This is a genomic window from Paenibacillus sp. P4_A9, assembly GCF_056402415.1.
Genome location: NZ_JBFUHL010000026.1, coordinates 28,931 through 48,606 on the forward strand (window position 1 = coordinate 28,931; position 19,676 = coordinate 48,606).

The window sequence follows — 19,676 nt, forward strand, 5'->3', positions numbered from 1 at the left end:
TCTCGATACCTATAACGGTTTATCTTCGCAAAAAGTTCGGATCTTACGAAATATTTTTCAAGTATTTTCTGGGAGTTGTCCGACTTAAACCATGCGGCTCATTTTCTATGGTCTGGAGCTGGTCGCGGGACTCTTAGTACGAAGTTCCGTAGCTCCGAGACAGTTCACGATTTGAAATTCACGCCATTTCTATAAAACAGAAAAAACCCTCCCTACTTTTTGAGTAGGAAAGGCCTTGTTGCAACGCATTTACATGATGATAAAATCCTTCGTCAAGGTAAAGATGCTCTCAATGGCTTTCAGCACCAAGTGCGGAACCACGCCAAGGGCCACGCTGATCAGGACACATAACCAAACCGTAATGCCTAATGGTACGGATACTTTGATAGCGGCAGGCTCATAATCGCTGCGCATGAACATTTGGCGCACAATGCTGAAATAATAGTAGAACGAAACAACGCTGGTTGCGATCATTAGGGACCCCAGCCAGTATTGCTGCGTCTGCATCGTGCCTAAGATAATGTAGAGCTTACCGAAGAATCCACCTGATATGGGGATACCAGCTAAGGAAAGTACGAGCAACACCATGGCTACAGCCGTTAAAGGTGCGCGATAGTACAAACCTGCGAGGCCTTTGGCCTCGGTATGTCCCTCAGCCTGTTCGATAATCATCAACACCGCGAAAGCGCCAATGTTCATAAACATATACGCGATTAAGTAGAAAATGAATTCCGAGAAGTTGGCATAATGCGTGGCCGAAAAGTACGTACCGATTGGAACAAGCAAGTAGCCGGCATTTGCAATTCCCGAATAGGCGAGTAGCCTTTTCATATTCGTCTGCTTCAATGCAATGAAATTCCCCACCACCATCGCGATGGCTGCCATAACAGATATCGCTAGGAACACATCGGACTGCAATTTACTTTCTTCGAAGCTGCTAAATCCGAACAATACGTAGAAGACACGGAACAAGATGGCAAAGCCGGCCGCTTTGGACACGACAGCCAAAAATGCCGTAACCGGTGTTGGCGCTCCTTCATACACATCCGGCGCCCAGCTGTGGAATGGCGCTGCCGCGATCTTAAAGCCGAAGCCTGTCAGCAGCAGGAAGAAGGCGACGTAGAGCAACGGCTCATACGATGTGACCAATGTCGGAAGGGCTGCGCCAATCTCTTGTAGATTCGCAGAACCGACCATCCCATACAGGAAGGACATACCGTACAAAATGATCGCGGATGAAATACCGCCCATCACCAAGTACTTGAATGCTCCCTCATTGGACTTGCTGTCTCTCTTCTTCATGGCAACCATTAAGTAAGAGGTGATACTGAGTAGCTCCAATCCTACGTAGAGGGTAATCAAATCACCTGAGGATGACATGATCATGGCCCCTAACGCAGCAGGCAAATAGAAGTAATAATACTCCCCGACATGCGGGATGCTATCCTCTTTTACGAAGCCTAAGCTCATAAAGACGATAAGTCCCGTACCGACAAGGGTACATAATTTAAGCAAGTTCGAGAAATCGTCGACGCGATAGCTTTGATTCAGAAGCTGAATCGCCTCGTCCGGATTCAGTTGCAGGACAACGAACACGGCGGAAATCGCGATGCCGACTAATGTTAACCATCCGATAATCGAACGGCTGAAACGGTTCGGCAGAACCAAATCCAAGAGAGATAGGATGATCGCGGTTGCAACCAGCGCAAGCTCAGGGAGCAGATGCATCAAATCAGCAGCATGGAGTCTAATCTGTTCCACTGGACTAACCTCCTATCTTCCCGGCTACGCTATGGATCAATTGATCCAAGCTGCCAATGGTTTGTTGAAGCGGCTGACTCAGCACGCTTGGGTACACGCCCAGCAAGAGAATGAACGCGACCAAAGTAATCATCGGCACAGCCTCGATGAGACGCGCGTCGCGCATCCCTTGCTGCAGTAAGCTCGGCTGCTTAGGGCCGAACGTGATGTTTAACACCCCGCGCAGCACGTAAACCGCTGCGAAGATAATACCCAGTGTACCGACAATCGCGTACACACGGTGTGTTTCGAAGAGTCCAACGAACGCGAGGAACTCACTGATGAAGCCGGATAAGCCTGGCAATCCGAGCGAGGCCATGCCCCCGATCAGCAGAATACCGCTGATGAAAGGAATGTTCTTCGCGAGACCGCCCAAGCGATCGAGCTGCGTGGTTTCGGTTCGCTCGTAGATACTGCCGACGAGCAAGAACATCAGGGCTGAGATCAGACCGTGTGAGATCAACTGGAACACGGCGCCTTGCAGACCTGCAATGTTGAAAGCAGCAAGTCCCAACAAGACGATGCCCATGTGGCTGATACTCGAGTAAGCGAGCACGAGTTTGAAGTCTTTTTGGACCATCGCGAGAAGTGCGCCGTACACGATGTTAATGACGCCGAGGAGCGCGAGCACCCACGCCCATTGCTGGGCTTCCGCCGGGAAGAACATGATACCGAAACGGATAAGGCCGTAGGCCCCCATTTTGAGCAAAATCCCGGAGTGAATCATAACAACAGCAGGCGGAGCCTCTGTATGTACTTTCAGCATCCACGTATGGAACGGGAAGATCGGCAGCTTGATCCCGAAAGCGACCAATAGCATGATGAACACAGTCCATTTCATAGCTTGACTCATGAAGAACGGCGTGCCCGTCTGATTCACGTAAGCTTCAGGGGCCTGCAATAGGTTGTGCGCAATCGTATGGATGTCGCCGCTGTAGTAAATGATAGCTTCTGTCTGCGACGGGTCTTGGTTAAAACCAGCAGTCGTAACCAGAATTAAGAACGCAATCAGCATGATCGCTGAGCCGAGACCGTTATACAGCAAGAAGCGGTTTGCCGCTTGCTCACGGTTCATATACCCCCAAATTCCGATCAGGAAGAACATCGGCACGAGTGTAATTTCGAAGAACAGGAAGAACAAGAAGAGATCCTGTGCCATGAATACACCGAACATGCCCGTTTCCAGCAAAAGGAACAGAATGAAATACGTTTTCCAACGTTTCTTAATGTAAACCGATGCTAATGCCGCCATGGACGAGATCAGCGCCGTTAGAAAGACGAGTGGCAACGAAATGCCATCGACAGCCAATGAATATTTAAACTCGAAGAAGAATTGTGTAATTTGCTGAATTCCCTCGTGATTTAAGGGAACTTTGATCCAATCAAGCTGTTCTTTGTACTGTAGCGGATCCCCTTGATAGTTATAGTCCACATACAGCCATGCCGCCAAAATAAGCGGAATGAGCGTCGTGACGATACCTACCGTTTTGATTAAACGTCCACGATCTCCCCGTAGGAAGAGCAGGACGAGAACACCTAGCAAAGGTGAGAAGGCGATCATACTTAAAATGGGTAGATTATCCAGCATGTATGAACCTCCTTCCTGCAATGGCAAGTGCCAGAATCAACATCCCTAGTAGCATGATGACCCCGTAGGACTGCAGTTGACCATTTTGAAGTCGGGAGCCTAAGCGTCCAAGACTGACCACGGTGAAAGCAACCAAGCGTACAATCCCGTCTATGATGTAGATATCAATCCATTCTAGGATGGAGCCTAGACCGCGAAGCGGTTTGACAACAATAACATCATAGATTTCATCGATGAAATATTTGCGATTAAGCAAAGTATATAACCAAGGCATTTTACCCGAAACGATGTCCCGAGGAATGGTGCGTTTGAGATAGATCAGGTACCCAAGACCAATACCTAGCAATCCAGCTAGCGTGGACAAAATAATAACGGTCCAGTTCACTGTTTCTTCGTGTTCTTGTCCTGTCAGCCAGTGACCCAGCCATTCATTGAATGGCGTATTCACAAAACCTGCTACGACAGCAAGCGCTGCTAAAATAATAAGCGGTGTCGTCATAGATGCCGGAGATTCATGCGGCTCATGAGTGTGGTTGTGCTCGTGATCATCGTGATCCTCCGAAGCATGTGCTTTCGCTCTAGACGAGCCCATAAACACAAGGAAGAACAGGCGTGACATATAGAAAGCGGTGAAGAACGCCGCAATCACACCGACCCAGAACAGAAGCTGATTATGCTCGTACGCTTCCGTTAGAATCATATCCTTCGACCAGAAGCCTGCGAATGGGAAGATACCAGCTAAGGCCAGCGTTCCAATCGCGAAGGTCCAGGTCGTGATTTTCATTTTGCGGGATAAGCCGCCCATTTCGTTGATATTTTGCGTATGAACCGCGTGAATGACACTACCTGCGCCCAAGAAAAGCAGAGCTTTGAAGAAGGCGTGTGTGAACAAGTGGAACATGCCTGACGTAAATGAAACGCCAATCCCCAGCGCCATCATCATGTAGCCGAGTTGACTCACGGTCGAGTAAGCGAGAATCCGCTTAATATCATTCTGTGCGATTCCGATCGTAGCTGCAAATATGGCGGTAAATCCACCGACATAAGCAACAACCATCAACGCATCCGGCGAAGCGTGGAAAATATCAAACGTCCGTGCCACGAGGTACACCCCAGCAGCAACCATCGTTGCGGCGTGGATCAGCGCCGAGATCGGCGTTGGTCCTTCCATCGCATCAGGTAACCATGTGTGCAGCGGGAATTGACCGGATTTACCCATCGCCCCGATGAAAATCATGACAGCGATCCACGTGACGATCGTTGGGTCGATTTTGCCCGTTGTGAAGGCATTATGTATGGATGTGAAATCAAGCGCATGCCCTGGCATGTATAGATACAACAGCAGGATCGCGATAAACAAGCCCACATCCCCGATACGAGTGACGATGAATGCCTTTTTAGCGGCAGCCTTCGCCTCTGGCTTGAAGTACCAGAATCCAACGAGCAAGAAGGAGCATACCCCTACGAGCTCCCAGAAGATGTAGAGTTCAAGCATATTTTCGGAGATGACAAGCCCTAGCATAGAGAAAGAGAACAGCTCGATATAGCCAAAAAACACGTGAATGCGCTCGTCGCCTTTCATGTAGCCTTTGGAATAAATGTTCACCAGCAACGAAACAAGTGTGACGATGACAAGCATGAGGGAATTAAGATTGGTAACCTCAAAGCCCATTTTCAGCGTAAAATCGCCGACCTGCAGCCAGTTCATTTTATCCCACGTGAAGTCCTCAACCTTGCCGCCAATACGCTCTACGAATATGAGCAAAGCCACAATAAATGAAAGCAGCATCGCGAAAATACTAATGTAAATCCCTAAGTCCTTGAGTTGACGTCCCATCGCCGTGAGCGCTAGAAAAGCAAGCAACGGAAACAATGGAATGAGCCAGGCGTACTGTGAATAGTCCGATACCATAGCCTTGTTAGCCTCCTAGCGCTTCATAGAATCCAAATCTGTAACTTCGACTGTACCTTTATTTCGGTAAATCGTGATCAATATCGCAATCCCCACAGCCGCCTCAGCAGCTGCGATCGTAATGTTAAAGAGGGAGAAGATCTGCCCTGTCAATGCGGGATGATCCCCAAGCTTCGAGAAGGCAATCAAATTCAAGTTCACCGCATTGAGCATAAGCTCGATGGAGAGAAGCACGATAACCCCATTTTTCTTTGTTAATGCACCGTATAGTCCAATGCAGAATAGGATCGCCGCCAATGTAAGATAAGGAGTAATTAAGTTACCCAACGCTAATCCTCCTCTCTCTTCGCGACTACGATAGCACCGATGAACGCTACCGTCAGCAGCACGGACATGATTTCGAAGGGAATGACATGCACATTATAGAGCAGCTTCCCAATTTCGAGGGTATTATCCTTGCCAGCATCCAATGCTCCCGAAGAGACGAAGGTCGACTTTTGAATGGCATAGAACAAGATTCCGAACAAGCCCACCGCGCCTAAAATAGCCAATCCCTCGTGCCATGGACGCTTAGGTCCATCATCTTCATTAGGTCTATGCTTCGTCATCATAATGCCGAAAATCATCAGAATCGAGATGGCACCCGCATAAATCAGGACTTGCACGAAAGCGACAAACTCAGCTTCGAGGATGACATACAGGCCAGCCAAGCTAATAAACGTAAGGGCAACCGCAATCACCATATGAACGACTTTTGTAAAAGAGATCATAAAAATCGCCCCGCCGATTGCGAGCAGTGCGAAGATGAAGAAGGCCCAGCTCGTACCGCTAGATAGGAAATCACCGAGTCCACTAAACATCTTTCTTCGCGCCCCCTTTAGGCATCGCAGAATTGTTCTCTTGGCGAATATTTTGCGTATTGCTGCTCAGCCACTCCATATTTTTGAACAAATCGTCACGGCTGTAGCTGCTCAACTCAAAATTGTTTGTCATCACGATCGCTTCTGTCGGACATACCTCTGTGCAAAGGTCGCACAGAATACAAATTTCGAAGTTGATGTCATATGTATCAATGACCTTCCCCTTTTTCTCAGGGTCTGGGTTCGCTTTTCCAGTTAACGTAATACACTCCGTCGGACACACGCGCGCACATTGATTACACACAATGCATTTCTCTGGATCAAAATATTGAATACCACGAAAGCGATCCGGCATTTTAATCGGAACTTCTGGGTATGCGTACGTTACTTTCTTCTCAGTCAAGTGCTTAAACGTGAAGCCTAAACCTTTCATAATGCCCTTCATGTGTTTCAACTCCTTAAAGTTTTGCGATAGCAAAACTGACTTCGTTTCTCTTAAAAGATGGTCATGATGATCGCTGTCAGCAGCATGTTGACCAGTGCCAATGGAAGCAGCACTTTCCAGCCAAACCCCATCAACTGATCAATTCGAACCCGTGGCAGTGTCGCCCGCAACCAGAAGAGGAAGAAAACGACTGACGAGAATTTCAACAGGAACCAGATGACGCCTGGAACGAAATCAAGGAATCCGAATGGCGCATGCCACCCACCTAGGAAAATCAGAGAGATGAGTGAAGCGATGACGAAGACATACACATACTCGGATAGCATGAAAAACGCGAAGCGGAAACCGCTGTATTCCACGTGATAGCCCGCAACGAGCTCGGATTCAGCTTCCGGTAAGTCGAAAGGCGTTCGATTAAGCTCTGACACACCCGCAATCACGAAAATAATGAAACCGAGGATCTGAGGTATGAAATTCCATTGCCAGAAGCCGCCTGATTGATGATCGACAATCGTATGCAAATTCAAGCTGCCTGTCATCATGACTACACCAACGACCGAGATAACGAGCGGAACTTCATAGCTGATCATTTGGGCTGCGGAACGCATGCCGCCCAGCAACGCATATTTATTGTTGGACGCCCAACCGCCAAGAATAATCCCGATCGTTGAGATCCCTGTTAGTGCTACGTAGTAGAGCAAACCCACATTCAAATTCGCGTTGAACATCCGATCCGAGAACGGGATAGTCGCAATGATCGTAAAGGATGGGATAAAGGTAATGATGGGTGCGAGAATGAAAAGCTCACGCTCGGCTTTTTTGGGAATCGTATCTTCCTTAATGAGAAGCTTGAATACGTCAGCGACGCTCTGCAGCAGCCCGAAAGGCCCCGTCCGATTCGGCCCGATACGCAGCTGCATCCAGCCAATGACTTTACGTTCAAAGTAGATCGCATAGGTAACGAACCCCAATACGAGCATTAGCATCACGATGCCCCAAAAAAGGAATACGAAGAAGTTCGTCCACGTCAGACTCTCTTCCAACAGATTGACCATTAGGCATCCACCTCCCCAACGACAATATCGATGCCGCCCAGAATCGTAATGAGATTGGTCATCGACTCCCCAACTAACAGCTTGGGCAATATTTGCAGATTCACGAAGGACGGTCTGCGGAATTTCAAGCGATAGGGCTCTTGCTTACCTCGGGAAATAATATGACAACCAATTTCCCCGCGCGGAGACTCAATTGCTGCATAGATTTCGCCTTCTGGCGGGCGAATGACTCTTGGTACTTTGCCCATCGTTTCGCCACCCTCAGGGAACACGTCTAGCGCTTGCTCCAGGATGCGAAGCGACTGTTTGATTTCTTCCATACGGATCAAATAACGGTCATAGCAATCCCCGCCATTACGCACAGGCACATCGAACTGGAAGCGGCTGTACAGGCTGTAGGGCTGCGTTTTGCGAATATCCCAGTCTACACCGGTACAACGCAGGTTCGCCCCGCTAAGGCCATATGCAATGGCTGTCTCTGCGTCATATTTACCAACACCCTTAATCCGTGAAAGGAAAATCTCATTTCCGGTGACAAGCGTGTGATAATCTTCTAATTTGCCATACATATACGGCACGAATTTCCGCACTTTCTCGATCCAACCTTCTGGTGCATCCCATTTCACGCCGCCTACACGCATGTAGTTGTACGTCAAACGGGCACCGCACAATTCGTTGAATAGATCGATAATAATTTCGCGGTCACGGAACGCATACAAGAAAGGACTCATCGCTCCGATGTCCAGCAGATATGTTCCCCACCACACCATGTGGGACGCAATGCGCTGCAGCTCCATCACGATTAATCGTAGGAATTCCGCCCGTTCAGGAATTTCTAGCCCCATCATTCTCTCTACGGCGTTTACTAGTGCGTAGTTGGTCGTCATCGCCGAAACATAGTCCATTCGGTCGGTGTACGGGATGATTTGGGTATAGCTGAGGTTTTCAGCCAATTTCTCTGTTCCTCTATGTAAGTAGCCCATAACGGGTATTGCTTCTCGAATGATTTCACCATCCAGCTTGACGATCACGCGGAAAACGCCGTGCGTACTTGGATGCTGAGGACCAACATTTAACAGGAGTTCTTCTGTCCGTAACACGTGCTACACCTCCGGGTCAAGCGGTTCGTAGTCTTTGCGCAGTGGATGACCCACCCAATCATCAGGCATCATGATCCGTACTAAATTCGGGTGGCCAGGGAAATCGATGCCAAAAAGGTCAAAGGCTTCACGCTCGTTCCAGTTGGCCGTCGGCCAAACATCAGCTACCGAAGGTATGCTTGCTTGCTCGCGATCTGTCTTCACTTTCACACAATACTCATGCTTGTATGTGAGGGAAAGCAGATGATACGCCACCTCGAGGTGCGTTTCTTGGTCCACACCGGAGAGATTGCGCATGTAATCGCATCGCAGCTCCTGGTGATCCCTGAGCGTTAGCGCGGCCTGCGGCCAGCGCGAGCTGTGAATGACCACGTAAGGGCGATGCGCGTCCCTTTCGTTGATGAATGCGTCGACGACGGCGTCTTCGCCTGCCTCGGCTTTCAAGATTGTCACCAACCGGTCCAGCAGCGGCTGGTTCGGTGAAGGCTCCTTCGGCGCGGCTGGCTCCGCCGATTCGGTCTTCGCGCCGCGTGCTGCGGCACGCGCGGCGCGGGCTTCTGCGGCGGCCTGGGCTTTGGCCGCCTGATCTTCGCTGCCAGCGTCTGCTGACGCTGGCGTTGTTGCCCCGGCGGGCGCAGGCTCGCCCGTCTCTGTGGCCGCGCGCGCTGCGAGCCGCGCGGCTCTTGCCGCGGCGCGCTCAGCCGCCGCGTCCGTAGCTGGCATCGATGCTCCTGCATCGGCGATCGGTGCGCGCTCTGCGAGTTCAGCCGCAGGCGCGTCGCTCGGTTCGCTCGTCGTCTGAACCGCCGGATCCGCAGCCTGAATCTCCGCAGCGCGATCCACGGCTGCTTGTACGTCCGCGCTAAGCGGCGTCTTACTCATGCGCGCTTCCGGTGTAAGCTTGCCAATTTCTGCAATCGCCTCTTCTAACGGCGATTCATTCACTTTCTTATCATCTTCATCAGGAGTCTTGTCTACCATTTCTTCCGGCTTTTTCTCCTCACTCATCGATTGGTCACCTGCTTCCCAGTCTTCGCTTCATAGCGAATCTTCTCCTGAAGCTTGTTAATCCCATAGATAAGTGCAGCCGGATTAGGTGGGCAACCTGGGATATACACGTCCACAGGTACGATTTGGTCGACACCTTTAACAACCGAGTACGATTTCACATAAGGTCCGCCTGCTGTCGCGCAGGAGCCCATCGCGATAACCCACTTCGGCTCAGGCATTTGTTCGTAAAGACGGCGCAGCAAAGGAGCCATTTTCTTCGTTACTGTACCTGCAACAATCATGACATCTGATTGCCTAGGTGATGTACGGAAGATGACTCCGAATCGGTCTAAATCATAGTGAGATCCGCCTGTTCCCATCATTTCGATCGCGCAACAAGCCAAGCCAAAGGTTAATGGCCAAAGCGAATTACTGCGAGCCCATGCCTTTACCTGCTCCAGTGTTGTCATAAATACATTACGGTTTATTTCTTCCCGTTCCTCGGGAGAGATCGATTCTAAACTGAAGTCCATCGCAGCACCTTCTTCTTCCAAGCGTATATTAATCCTATGGCAAGCAAGGCTACAAAAATACACATTTCGATTAAAGCAAACAATCCAAGCTGATCGAAAGCAACAGCCCAAGGATAGAGGAATACGGTCTCCACATCAAAGATGACAAACATCAAAGCGTACAAATAATAACGAATGTTAAACCGGATTTGCCCCTCACCTACAGGCTCATTACCACTCTCATACGTCGTGTACTTCTCATCGACGGGTTTACTCGGTCTTAACCATTTGCCAATCGTCAGCGCTACAATGGGTAGAACAATGCCCAACCCAAGGAAGATCGCTACGATTACATAGTTATTTGTATACATCATGTGAATGTAACCGCCTCCATTTCTTTTTTGCGTTCCTTACCCTCATAAGGAATTTTGGTAATAATCACCTATATCAGTATAACAAAAAGGGGTTTAGGCGTCGACACTAATTCTTTTGCGTTAAGAGTAGCATACCACGTAGATGGGTAATACTATTCATTGGACATGCGGTTCTTACCACATTCCCTATTTTGATACAAGAAAGGACTGATTATTCATATGGCAACTGGATCCAATGCTAACCACCAACATAGAACAAATGACAAAGTTACGGAAACGGGGCGTTATCGCGATGCCGACGGACAAAGCATTGAACTGACAGCAGGCGAATCCTTCCCTCCTTGCCCGAAAACAGGAGAATCCACCATTTGGCATCACGCTTAAAATCAAGCATTCTCCTATGCTGCTCCTCTCCTTCGAGAGGGGCAGCTTTTTCTCTATCACATAAACGCAAAAAAAGCGGAAGAACCGAAGTCCCCCCGCTTTTAACCATGTATTTATTTCCCGGACACTTCGATACGAGTCACTGCTCTTTGTAAAGAAGCTTCAGCACGTTTGAAATCCACGTTATCTTGCTTGTTATCCGCAAGACGTTTCTCCGCACGGTCTTTCGCTGCCTTCGCACGATCAATATCAATTTGTTCAGGTAGCTCGGCGCTTTCCGCCAAAATAACCACCTTATCCTTGCGCACTTCCATGAAACCGCCGTTCACTGCAATGACTTCGTCTTTAGAGCCCGTTTTCTTCACAGTAATCGGTGCAATTCTCAGTGGAGTGACCAATGGAATGTGATTCGGCAGAATTCCAAGCTCCCCTTCAGACCCCTTCACGCTAACCATGTTCACTTGTTCAGCGTACACTTTGCGCTCCGGTGTAACAATTTCCAGTAGGAATGTACTCACTTGGATTCTCCTTCCTTAGAGTTTAACAAAAACCGTCGTTGGCTAGATGCCAAGCTTACAGTGTTTTTGCTTTCTCGATAGCGTCCTCGATCGTTCCAACGTTGTGGAAAGCTACTTCAGGAAGGTTGTCGTGCTTACCTTCAAGGATTTCTTTGAAGCTGCGCACAGTTTCTTTCAATGGTACATAAAGACCTGGGAAACCGTTGAACGGCTCAGCAACGTGAAGCGGCTGAGACAAGAACAAGCGGAGGCGACGCGCACGGTGTACAGTCAATTTGTCCTCATCGGACAACTCATCCATACCCAAGATCGCGATAATATCCAGAAGCTCTTTGTAACGTTGAAGAATTTTTTTAACGCCTTGTGCTGTTCTATAGTGATCTTCGCCAAGTGTTTCTGGCGTCAAGATACGGGAAGAAGAAGCAAGTGGATCTACCGCAGGGAAGATACCTGCTGCAGCAATACTACGCTCCAAGTTCGTTGTTGCATCCAAGTGAGCGAAAGCCGTTGCAGGAGCCGGATCCGTATAGTCATCGGCAGGAACGTAAATCGCTTGAATGGAAGTAACGGAACCTTTTTTCGTGGAGGTAATACGCTCTTGCAATTGACCCATTTCTGTAGCTAGGGTTGGTTGGTAACCTACCGCGGAAGGCATACGGCCTAACAAAGCGGAAACCTCGGAACCTGCTTGTGTGAAACGGAAGATGTTATCGATGAAAAGAAGAACGTCTTTACCTTCTTCATCACGGAAATACTCAGCCATTGTCAAACCGGACAATGCTACGCGAAGACGCGCGCCTGGAGGCTCGTTCATTTGACCGAATACCATCGCTGTTTTCGCGATAACGCCGGAGTCTTTCATCTCGTGGTAAAGGTCATTACCTTCACGAGTACGCTCTCCAACGCCTGCGAAAACGGAGATACCGCCATGCTCTTGTGCAATGTTGTGAATCAACTCTTGCATCGTTACGGTTTTACCTACACCCGCGCCGCCGAAGAGACCAATTTTACCACCCTTAACATAAGGAGCCATAAGGTCAATAACTTTGATTCCTGTTTCAAGAATCTCTGCTTTTGTCGACAAGTTGTCGAAAGCTGGAGCTTCTTTGTGGATGCCGCTTGTAAATGTACGGTCAACGCCTTCGATACCATCGATTGGCTCTCCCAATACGTTAAACACGCGACCTAGTGTTGCTGCTCCAACCGGAACGGTAATTGCAGCTTTTGTATCTTCAGCTACTGCTCCACGCACAAGTCCGTCAGTTGAGGACATTGCGATACAACGAACCAGGTTGTCACCAAGGTGAACAGCTGCTTCGACTGTCATTGTGGATAGTACGCCATTTTCATTTCTTTCAATCTTGATGGCATTCAAGATTTCAGGGAGTTGTCCGCGTTCGAACTCAATGTCGACGACTGGCCCTGTAATTGTTACAACGCGCCCTTTGCTCATGGTTTCCCTCCTAAGAAAAGCTTTGCTTCCGTAGAAGCTTTATTGTTATGCGTTCGCGTTCGCTCCAGCAACGATTTCCGATATTTCCTGGGTAATCGAGGCTTGACGCGCACGGTTGTAAGCTAGTGTGTAGCCGCTGATCATTTTCGTTGCATTCTTCGTAGCGGAGTTCATCGCTGTCATTCTCGCACCAAACTCACTTGCTTTACCTTCCAGTACAGCACTGTAAATAAGCGTTTCTGCATATTTAGGCAGCAATACTTCCAGAACACCTTCTGGTGATGGCTCATACTCATAACTAGCAGCAGCCACGCCAGTAACTTCTTCCATAGGAAGCAGGCGGATCATGGTTGGAACTTGGGTAATCGCATTTTTGAATTGGTTGTATACCAAGAACAACTGGTCATACGTTCCATTTTCGAAGTTCTTCACTGCTGCTGAAGCGACTGACTTGATATCCGCGAATTTCGGTGAATCCGGAACACCTGTTACTTCTTCTACAATTGGCATGTTGCGCTTGCGAAAGAAGTTACTGCCCTTACGTCCGATTACAAAAATCGAATATTCAGCTGTTGATTTATGGTTTTCACGAATCTCGGTCATGACCTTCCGCAACACGTTAGCGTTGTAACCTCCGGCCAATCCACGATCCGAGGTGATTACTAAATAGCCTGTCTTCTTCACTTCGCGTGTCTGTAGCATCGGGTGTTTGATCCCTTTGCTTCCAGCTGCGATGCTTTGAACGACTTCTTTCAACTTGTCTGAGTAAGGACGCGCTGCTTCCGCAGAACGTTGTGCTCGTCTCAAATTTGCTGCAGAGACCATTTCCATCGCTCTCGTAATTTGTTTCGTGCTTTGTGTGGACTTGATTTGGCGCTTAATCTCGCGCATTCCTTTTGCCATACCTGCTCACCTCTCTTTTGAGGCTTAGAAAAGCCTTCATTCGAAGACCTGAATTCAGGCGATCAGCCTGCCCAGGATTAACACGGTAGGCAGAGCTTCACTTCAACATGAAGCTCTGCCATCATGATTTATACAGAAGCTGCGAAGCTCTTTTTGAATTGAACAATGGCTTCTACTAGCGCTTTATCGTTATCCGGAGTGATGTCCTTCGTATCGCGAATGCTGTGTAGAATTTCTGGACGGTTCGATTCCAAGAAAGCCAAGAATTGACCTTCAAAACGTGTAACGTCTTGAACTGGAAGATCATCCACATGTCCTTTAACAACTGTGTAAAGGGAAGCAACTTGCTTCTCCAATGACATCGGTTGGTGAACACCTTGTTTCAAAATTTCAAGCGTACGAACACCACGGTCCAAACGCGATTGTGTTGCTTTATCCAAGTCAGATCCGAATGCAGCAAATGCAGCAAGCTCACGATATTGTGCCAAGTCAACACGAAGTGTACCGGCAACTTTTTTCATCGCTTTCGTTTGTGCAGAGCCCCCTACACGGGATACAGAGTTACCAACGTTAACCGCTGGACGCTGACCTGAGTAGAACAAGTCGGATTCTAAGAAGATTTGTCCGTCCGTAATCGAAATTACGTTCGTAGGAATATATGCCGAGATATCGCCTGCTTGTGTTTCAATGAATGGAAGTGCCGTCATGGAACCGCCACCTAGCTCATCATTCAATTTCGCAGCACGCTCTAGAAGACGGGAGTGCAAGTAGAAAACATCCCCTGGATAAGCTTCACGACCCGGTGGACGACGAAGCAAGAGGGACAACTCACGGTAAGCAGCTGCTTGTTTGGACAAGTCATCATAGACGATCAACACGTGCTCGCCTTTGTACATGAAGTACTCACCCATTGCGCAACCTGCGTACGGAGCCAACCAAAGCATTGGTGAAGGCTCAGAAGCAGAAGCTGTTACAACGATTGTGTAGTCCAAAGCGCCAGCGTGACGAAGTGTTTCAACAACACCTACGACAGTTGATTGCTTTTGACCGATAGCAACGTAGATACATTTAACGCCGTTGCCTTTTTGGTTGATGATCGAATCGATTGCGATCGCTGTTTTACCTGTTTGACGGTCACCGATGAGCAACTCACGTTGTCCACGGCCAACTGGTACCATCGCGTCAATCGCTTTGATCCCTGTTTGCATTGGCTCATGTACCGATTTACGGGCCATAACGCCTGGTGCTGGGGATTCGATTGGACGGAATCCAGTTGTTTCGATAGGACCTCTACCATCGACTGGTTGACCCAATGGGTTAACAACACGGCCTAGTAGAGCATCACCTACAGGGATTTCCATGATACGGCCAGTACGTTTAACTTGGTCGCCTTCACGAATATCTTTGTAAGGTCCGAGAATAACGATACCTACGTTGCTTTCTTCCAGGTTAAACGCGTAACCTAGAACGCCACTTGGAAACTCAAGCAGCTCGCCTGCCATTACGCTTTCCAAGCCGTGAGCACGAGCGATACCATCACCAACTTGAATGACTGTACCTACATCAACCACTTGGATATCGGAATTATAGTTTGCTATCTGTTGTTTAATCAATGAGCTGATTTCTTCAGGTTTGATACTCAACGAACTTCACCCCTATTCTTACAGTGCTTGTGTTAAACTAATGCTTTGGACAAGCGGTCTAACTTGCCTGCCAAGCTTCCATCATATAAACGATCACCGATACGCACTTGTACGCCGCCGAGCAGCTTAGGCTCAACCACGGACGAAACACGAATCGTTTTACCTGTTACTTTACTAAAATGTGAAGCAATTTCCGCTTGCTGTGCATCTGACAATGCGAATGCTGAGTAAACGATAGCGCTCGCTTGTCCAAGAGCTTCATTCGCAACCTTCGTAAAATCACTCACTAAGGCATCCAAAATGGATAGTCTTCCTTTATCAATCAAGACCAGCAGCGTGTTCCACACCGGTTCGGAAACTTTGCCTTCGAAAATCTGCTTCAGCAGGTCCGTTTTAGCGGTATTCCCGATGTTCGGATGGTTCAGGAACTTCTGCAAGTCTGCATTATCCCTAATCGCACTAGCTACAGATTTAAGCTCATCTTCAACTTGGGAAATAAGATTCTTTTCCTTCGCTACTTCGAATAAAGCTTTGGCATAACGCTTCGCTACGACGATGTCACTCATACGTTGCCTCCTACCTCTTTGAGGTAATGCTCAACAAGTTCTTCTTGTGACTTTTCGTCGATTTGTTTCTCAATAATTTTGGATGCGATCAGAACGGACATCGCGCCAACTTGGCTGCGAAGAGCGGCAACCGCTTTGTTCTTCTCATTTTCGATATCCTTCAACGCTTCGTCTTTCAGACGATTCGCTTCTGCACTAGCAGCATGAATAATATCATCCGCTTGCTTGGAACCAGTATGCTTCGCTTGCTCAATGATATCGTAAGCTTCCTTACGAGTTTGTTGCAGCGCTTGCTTTTGTTCCTCTAACAGTTGATCAGCTTGCTTGCGGCTTGCTTCAGCTGTTTGGATTTGATCTTTAACTAATTGTCTGCGTTTTTCCATCATGCCGAACAGTGGACCGAAGGCAAATTTAGAAAGCAACAAATATAAAATTAAGAACGAGACGAGTTGTATCCAAAATGTGGACCATTCAATATGCAAGTAACGTCACTCCCTTCTGATAACATGGGCAAAACGAAGGCGTGGTAGCTAATGCCAGCCCCGCCAAACGGTTTCTTAAGCTTTTCCCATAAAGATGAACGCAAGAACCAATGCTACGACCGGCATTGCCTCAACTAGACCTACCCCGATAAACATTGTTGTTTGAAGCGTACCACGAAGTTCTGGTTGACGGGAAATACCTTCCAAAGCGCGACCTACGATCAAACCGTTACCAATACCTGCACCTAGTGCTCCCAAACCGAATACGATACCTGCTGCTACTAATGCTATTGCTCCCATTGATAAAATCCTCCCTTAAACTCTTAAGTTTTTGTTGTTGTATAAGTGACTCGAGACTTCCCGAGGTAAGTCTAATGCTTAGTGCTTTTCTTCGTGAATCAATGTTTGCGAGATATAAACCATGGTTAGCATCGTGAATACGAAGGCTTGAATTGCACCAACGAACACGCTGAAGCCCTGCCATACGAAGAGAGGCGCTACACCAAACCAACCAGCTCCAATAATGACAGATATCATGATTTCACCTGCATAAATGTTACCGTAAAGACGGAACGCAAGCGTAAGTGGCTTCGATACAACTTCAATTAAATGAAGGATCAACATTGCCCCTTTGAACTCAAAGTAATGCGCGAAGTAATGCTTCGTGTTACGTGTTATCCCTAAATAATGACTTAGTACGATAACGATAACGGTTAATGCTCCTGTTACTGCGATATCAGCTGTCGGTGATTTCCACCAAGATACGTGATCTGATGTCACGATCGAGAAAGGAAGGCCGAGCATGTTGCCGATAAAGATGTACATAATGAGCGTAAGACCAAGTGCAATAAATCCTTTTCCATGCTTGGAACCGATCGTGCTTCCAATGATGCCTTCTACAAACTCAATGGTCCATTCCATGAAGTTTTGTAATTTCGAAGGATTAGTTACGGATGCTCGGCTAGTTCCTGCAAGGGCAAGAATGAGCACGACAAGCGTTGTGATTCCGATCATCATCAGTGCTGATGCATCAAAATCAATGCCAAACCAAGTATATATTGGCGCGTGATGTTCCATATTTTCCATTTTCACCCCTTTCATCCGTTGAAGTTACATCGTGGAATTACTTTTTAGACTTCCTAATAGAAAGAATACCCAATACGAGTGTTGCCAATTGCGCAAAAAAGTATCCAACAATTGTTGTGGTTAATGCAACATGTTCGGGATACCTGACGGCAACCAAACCTACAAACCCAGCAATTGCTGCCCTTGTCAGAAAACCAAGGGTTACCTTGCGCCCTGACTGCTCTATCGCAGCTGCTGCCAGCTTGTTAATCTTCCAGGCCAAAAACCTTGCATTCACCATACTTGCAATGGAGCCAAGCATAATGCCGGCAAAGTAAATGCGGTAATCGACAAGAAGCGCCCATGCAGCCAAACAAAAGGATAAAAAGAATAGAAACACATTTTGAACCGTTTTCAGAGTGGCTGAAAAGTCGTCCATCATAGCCCTCCGTACTGCTTAATCATGAAGTAAATGCTAATGATGCCGGTTACAAGCCCAAGTAAAAACCCGACTAACAACCAGATCTGTCCACCTAGTACGCCACTTAACCAATCCCCGAAGAAATATCCGGCTGCCAAACATACGACAAGGTCTATGCCTATTGCACTAGTTAACGCTACTGCCCGCCAAGGATTATCATTGGAATTTGGCCGTTTCATTGCACCCTCCTGGGTGTTTTCCACATGGGAAAACGCGTCTCGTAGCTCATCTGCTACGAATCCTCATTCATTGTATCGAAGCCATGCTAACTTTGTCAATTGACGGAACTTCATTTGTCACATCTCACAAAACTCCCTAGAGCCTTGCGGCTCTAGGGTTTGCGCATTTTCAAACCGAACAGTCCAACTGTACGCTGTAGCGTTTGTCATGATTTTGTCACGGTTAGAATGATTCAGGACGTTCAGTAGTCCTACCGAAATGATGGAGAATCGCTTGAACGATGCGTTCAGACGCTTTCCCATCTCCGTAAGGGTTCGCAGCTCGGCTCATTTTATTGTATAAATCTGGATCTGTAAGCAACGCACGAGCACGCGTATAGACCACTTCTTCATCCGTTCCAACTAGCTCCAACGTTCCTGCTTGGATACCTTCTGGACGCTCTGTTGTATCACGTAGAACCAGAACCGGCACACCGAAGGATGGTGCTTCTTCTTGCAAGCCACCTGAGTCGGTTAGGATCATATGTGCATGCGGATAGAAGTTATGGAACTCAAACACATCAAATGGCTCTACTAGCTTGATACGTGGGTGATTACCAAGAATCTCATGAGCAGGTTCTTTGACAGCTGGACTTGGATGCACCGGATAGACGATAGCAATATCCTCGAACTCATCGGCAATGCGCTTCACCGCACGGAAAATTTGGCGATGTGGCTCACCTTGTGCTTCGCGACGATGCGCTGTCATCAGGATTAATTTACGACCAGCCGCCCATTCCAGCACGGGATGATCAAATTTCTGCTGTACCGTGTATTTGAATACATCAGTCACCGTATTACCCGTCACATAAATTTGTGACTCTGATTTATTTTCTTTGCGCAGATTATCTGCCGATTGCTGTGTGGGTGCAAAGTGAAGATCAGCGATAACGCCCGTTAATTGACGGTTCATCTCTTCTGGATACGGGGACAATTTGTTCCACGTACGAAGGCCCGCTTCCACGTGACCCACTTGGATCTGCTGCATGAAAGCTGCGTAGCTAGCAAGGAATGTAGTCAATGTATCTCCGTGTACGAGGATCAAGTCTGGCTTCGCTTCTTGGAACACAGGCTCCAAGCCTTGCAGCACGCGCATTGTGATTTCATTCAGTGTTTGGCGATCCTTCATGACATTGAGATCAAAGTTCGGTGTGATTTTGAAAATATCAAGCACTTGGTCCAACATCTGACGATGCTGTGCGGTTACGCAAACCAGGGACTCAATGTGCTCAGGATGCTTCTCCAGCTCGAGAATGAGCGGAGCCATTTTGATGGCTTCAGGTCTTGTTCCGAAGATCGTAATCACTTTTAGACGTTTCATCGGTTT

At 47.9% G+C, this 19,676-nt stretch carries 23 protein-coding genes; 1 reads left to right on the top strand and 22 read right to left on the bottom strand.

What is annotated here, in order from left to right:
• Positions 1-249: 249 nt before the first annotated feature.
• The 11 genes from AC1DVJ_RS17195 to AC1DVJ_RS17245 are packed head-to-tail and all read right to left on the bottom strand — an operon-like array spanning position 250 to position 10,633.
• On the bottom strand, positions 250-1,728 hold the full coding sequence (locus tag AC1DVJ_RS17195; RefSeq protein WP_477592506.1) for an NADH-quinone oxidoreductase subunit N: 1,479 nt from the start codon (positions 1,726-1,728) through the stop codon (positions 250-252).
• 37 nt (positions 1,729-1,765) lie between these two features.
• Positions 1,766-3,388 (bottom strand): complex I subunit 4 family protein, encoded by a 1,623-nt coding sequence (locus AC1DVJ_RS17200; protein ID WP_477592464.1) that lies wholly within the window; start codon positions 3,386-3,388, stop codon positions 1,766-1,768.
• Positions 3,378-5,300 carry an NADH-quinone oxidoreductase subunit L gene (gene nuoL / locus AC1DVJ_RS17205; RefSeq protein WP_477592465.1) on the bottom strand — a complete coding sequence of 641 codons (1,923 nt, stop codon included), beginning with the start codon at positions 5,298-5,300 and terminating at the stop codon, positions 3,378-3,380. Before nuoL ends, AC1DVJ_RS17200 begins: the two co-directional genes overlap by 11 nt.
• A 15-nt stretch (positions 5,301-5,315) precedes the next feature.
• The gene (gene nuoK, locus AC1DVJ_RS17210) at positions 5,316-5,627 is read right to left on the bottom strand and encodes an NADH-quinone oxidoreductase subunit NuoK (protein WP_436240115.1); all 312 of its coding nucleotides are present in this window, start codon (positions 5,625-5,627) and stop codon (positions 5,316-5,318) included.
• Positions 5,628-5,629: 2 nt separating this feature from the next.
• Positions 5,630-6,160 carry an NADH-quinone oxidoreductase subunit J gene (locus AC1DVJ_RS17215; RefSeq protein WP_477592466.1) on the bottom strand — a complete coding sequence of 177 codons (531 nt, stop codon included), beginning with the start codon at positions 6,158-6,160 and terminating at the stop codon, positions 5,630-5,632.
• Positions 6,153-6,605, bottom strand: a complete 453-nt coding sequence (gene nuoI, locus AC1DVJ_RS17220) for an NADH-quinone oxidoreductase subunit NuoI (RefSeq protein WP_477592467.1) — start codon at positions 6,603-6,605, stop codon at positions 6,153-6,155. The genes AC1DVJ_RS17215 and nuoI overlap by 8 nt, the downstream gene beginning before the upstream one ends.
• Positions 6,606-6,655: 50 nt before the next feature.
• The gene (gene nuoH, locus AC1DVJ_RS17225; RefSeq protein WP_477592468.1) at positions 6,656-7,660 is read right to left on the bottom strand and encodes an NADH-quinone oxidoreductase subunit NuoH; all 1,005 of its coding nucleotides are present in this window, start codon (positions 7,658-7,660) and stop codon (positions 6,656-6,658) included.
• The gene (locus tag AC1DVJ_RS17230; protein ID WP_477592469.1) at positions 7,660-8,760 is read right to left on the bottom strand and encodes an NADH-quinone oxidoreductase subunit D; all 1,101 of its coding nucleotides are present in this window, start codon (positions 8,758-8,760) and stop codon (positions 7,660-7,662) included. Before AC1DVJ_RS17230 ends, nuoH begins: the two co-directional genes overlap by 1 nt.
• Before the next feature lie 3 nt (positions 8,761-8,763).
• Positions 8,764-9,768, bottom strand: a complete 1,005-nt coding sequence (locus AC1DVJ_RS17235; RefSeq protein WP_477592470.1) for an NADH-quinone oxidoreductase subunit C — start codon at positions 9,766-9,768, stop codon at positions 8,764-8,766.
• Positions 9,765-10,283, bottom strand: coding sequence for a NuoB/complex I 20 kDa subunit family protein (locus AC1DVJ_RS17240; RefSeq protein WP_028556938.1), 519 nt, complete (start codon positions 10,281-10,283; stop codon positions 9,765-9,767). Before AC1DVJ_RS17240 ends, AC1DVJ_RS17235 begins: the two co-directional genes overlap by 4 nt.
• Positions 10,268-10,633 (bottom strand): NADH-quinone oxidoreductase subunit A, encoded by a 366-nt coding sequence (locus AC1DVJ_RS17245; protein WP_477592471.1) that lies wholly within the window; start codon positions 10,631-10,633, stop codon positions 10,268-10,270. Before AC1DVJ_RS17245 ends, AC1DVJ_RS17240 begins: the two co-directional genes overlap by 16 nt.
• A gap of 222 nt (positions 10,634-10,855) precedes the next feature.
• On the opposite strand from AC1DVJ_RS17245, the gene AC1DVJ_RS17250 reads away from it, so the two are divergent.
• The gene (locus AC1DVJ_RS17250; protein ID WP_477592472.1) at positions 10,856-11,020 is read left to right on the top strand and encodes a hypothetical protein; all 165 of its coding nucleotides are present in this window, start codon (positions 10,856-10,858) and stop codon (positions 11,018-11,020) included.
• 113 nt (positions 11,021-11,133) lie between these two features.
• Here AC1DVJ_RS17250 and AC1DVJ_RS17255 read toward each other — a convergent pair whose 3' ends face one another.
• From AC1DVJ_RS17255 to wecB, 11 genes are all read right to left on the bottom strand, one after another.
• Positions 11,134-11,538 carry a F0F1 ATP synthase subunit epsilon gene (locus tag AC1DVJ_RS17255; protein ID WP_477592473.1) on the bottom strand — a complete coding sequence of 135 codons (405 nt, stop codon included), beginning with the start codon at positions 11,536-11,538 and terminating at the stop codon, positions 11,134-11,136.
• A 55-nt stretch (positions 11,539-11,593) separates the two neighbouring features.
• Positions 11,594-12,991: a F0F1 ATP synthase subunit beta gene (gene atpD / locus AC1DVJ_RS17260; protein ID WP_477592474.1), complete on the bottom strand. Its 1,398-nt coding sequence runs from the start codon at positions 12,989-12,991 to the stop codon at positions 11,594-11,596.
• Positions 12,992-13,036: 45 nt separating this feature from the next.
• Positions 13,037-13,894 carry an ATP synthase F1 subunit gamma gene (atpG, locus tag AC1DVJ_RS17265; protein WP_477592475.1) on the bottom strand — a complete coding sequence of 286 codons (858 nt, stop codon included), beginning with the start codon at positions 13,892-13,894 and terminating at the stop codon, positions 13,037-13,039.
• Positions 13,895-14,022: 128 nt separating this feature from the next.
• Positions 14,023-15,537 (bottom strand): F0F1 ATP synthase subunit alpha, encoded by a 1,515-nt coding sequence (atpA, locus tag AC1DVJ_RS17270; RefSeq protein ID WP_028556933.1) that lies wholly within the window; start codon positions 15,535-15,537, stop codon positions 14,023-14,025.
• 32 nt (positions 15,538-15,569) lie between these two features.
• Positions 15,570-16,103, bottom strand: a complete 534-nt coding sequence (locus tag AC1DVJ_RS17275) for a F0F1 ATP synthase subunit delta (protein WP_477592476.1) — start codon at positions 16,101-16,103, stop codon at positions 15,570-15,572.
• Positions 16,100-16,585, bottom strand: coding sequence for a F0F1 ATP synthase subunit B (atpF, locus tag AC1DVJ_RS17280; RefSeq protein WP_477592477.1), 486 nt, complete (start codon positions 16,583-16,585; stop codon positions 16,100-16,102). The genes AC1DVJ_RS17275 and atpF overlap by 4 nt, the downstream gene beginning before the upstream one ends.
• A 75-nt stretch (positions 16,586-16,660) precedes the next feature.
• Complete coding sequence (atpE, locus tag AC1DVJ_RS17285) at positions 16,661-16,885, bottom strand: F0F1 ATP synthase subunit C (protein ID WP_028556930.1); 225 nt, start codon at positions 16,883-16,885, stop codon at positions 16,661-16,663.
• Between the two features lie 78 nt (positions 16,886-16,963).
• Complete coding sequence (gene atpB / locus AC1DVJ_RS17290) at positions 16,964-17,671, bottom strand: F0F1 ATP synthase subunit A (RefSeq protein WP_477592478.1); 708 nt, start codon at positions 17,669-17,671, stop codon at positions 16,964-16,966.
• Positions 17,672-17,708: 37 nt separating this feature from the next.
• Positions 17,709-18,089 carry an ATP synthase subunit I gene (locus AC1DVJ_RS17295; RefSeq protein ID WP_477592479.1) on the bottom strand — a complete coding sequence of 127 codons (381 nt, stop codon included), beginning with the start codon at positions 18,087-18,089 and terminating at the stop codon, positions 17,709-17,711.
• Positions 18,089-18,310 carry an AtpZ/AtpI family protein gene (locus AC1DVJ_RS17300; protein ID WP_477592480.1) on the bottom strand — a complete coding sequence of 74 codons (222 nt, stop codon included), beginning with the start codon at positions 18,308-18,310 and terminating at the stop codon, positions 18,089-18,091. The genes AC1DVJ_RS17295 and AC1DVJ_RS17300 overlap by 1 nt, the downstream gene beginning before the upstream one ends.
• A gap of 223 nt (positions 18,311-18,533) precedes the next feature.
• A complete protein-coding gene (gene wecB / locus AC1DVJ_RS17305; protein WP_477592481.1) occupies positions 18,534-19,670 on the bottom strand; it encodes a non-hydrolyzing UDP-N-acetylglucosamine 2-epimerase in 1,137 nt (378 codons plus the stop codon).
• Between the last annotated feature and the right edge of the window lie 6 nt (positions 19,671-19,676).

Coding starts and splice junctions, on each gene's coding strand:
- wecB (WP_477592481.1), bottom strand. CDS start 19,670: ATGAAACGTCTAAAAGTGATTACGATCTTCGGAACAAGACCTGAAGCC.
- AC1DVJ_RS17235 (WP_477592470.1), bottom strand. CDS start 9,768: ATGAGTGAGGAGAAAAAGCCGGAAGAAATGGTAGACAAGACTCCTGAT.
- AC1DVJ_RS17200 (WP_477592464.1), bottom strand. CDS start 3,388: ATGCTGGATAATCTACCCATTTTAAGTATGATCGCCTTCTCACCTTTG.
- AC1DVJ_RS17295 (WP_477592479.1), bottom strand. CDS start 18,089: ATGGACGACTTTTCAGCCACTCTGAAAACGGTTCAAAATGTGTTTCTA.
- atpD (WP_477592474.1), bottom strand. CDS start 12,991: ATGAGCAAAGGGCGCGTTGTAACAATTACAGGGCCAGTCGTCGACATT.
- AC1DVJ_RS17215 (WP_477592466.1), bottom strand. CDS start 6,160: ATGTTTAGTGGACTCGGTGATTTCCTATCTAGCGGTACGAGCTGGGCC.
- AC1DVJ_RS17240 (WP_028556938.1), bottom strand. CDS start 10,283: ATGGACTTCAGTTTAGAATCGATCTCTCCCGAGGAACGGGAAGAAATA.
- atpE (WP_028556930.1), bottom strand. CDS start 16,885: ATGGGAGCAATAGCATTAGTAGCAGCAGGTATCGTATTCGGTTTGGGA.
- nuoH (WP_477592468.1), bottom strand. CDS start 7,660: ATGGTCAATCTGTTGGAAGAGAGTCTGACGTGGACGAACTTCTTCGTA.
- AC1DVJ_RS17195 (WP_477592506.1), bottom strand. CDS start 1,728: ATGCATCTGCTCCCTGAGCTTGCGCTGGTTGCAACCGCGATCATCCTA.
- nuoI (WP_477592467.1), bottom strand. CDS start 6,605: ATGAAGGGCATTATGAAAGGTTTAGGCTTCACGTTTAAGCACTTGACT.
- nuoL (WP_477592465.1), bottom strand. CDS start 5,300: ATGGTATCGGACTATTCACAGTACGCCTGGCTCATTCCATTGTTTCCG.
- AC1DVJ_RS17300 (WP_477592480.1), bottom strand. CDS start 18,310: ATGAAACGGCCAAATTCCAATGATAATCCTTGGCGGGCAGTAGCGTTA.
- AC1DVJ_RS17250 (WP_477592472.1), top strand. CDS start 10,856: ATGGCAACTGGATCCAATGCTAACCACCAACATAGAACAAATGACAAA.
- AC1DVJ_RS17275 (WP_477592476.1), bottom strand. CDS start 16,103: ATGAGTGACATCGTCGTAGCGAAGCGTTATGCCAAAGCTTTATTCGAA.
- AC1DVJ_RS17245 (WP_477592471.1), bottom strand. CDS start 10,633: ATGTATACAAATAACTATGTAATCGTAGCGATCTTCCTTGGGTTGGGC.
- atpG (WP_477592475.1), bottom strand. CDS start 13,894: ATGGCAAAAGGAATGCGCGAGATTAAGCGCCAAATCAAGTCCACACAA.
- atpB (WP_477592478.1), bottom strand. CDS start 17,671: ATGGAAAATATGGAACATCACGCGCCAATATATACTTGGTTTGGCATT.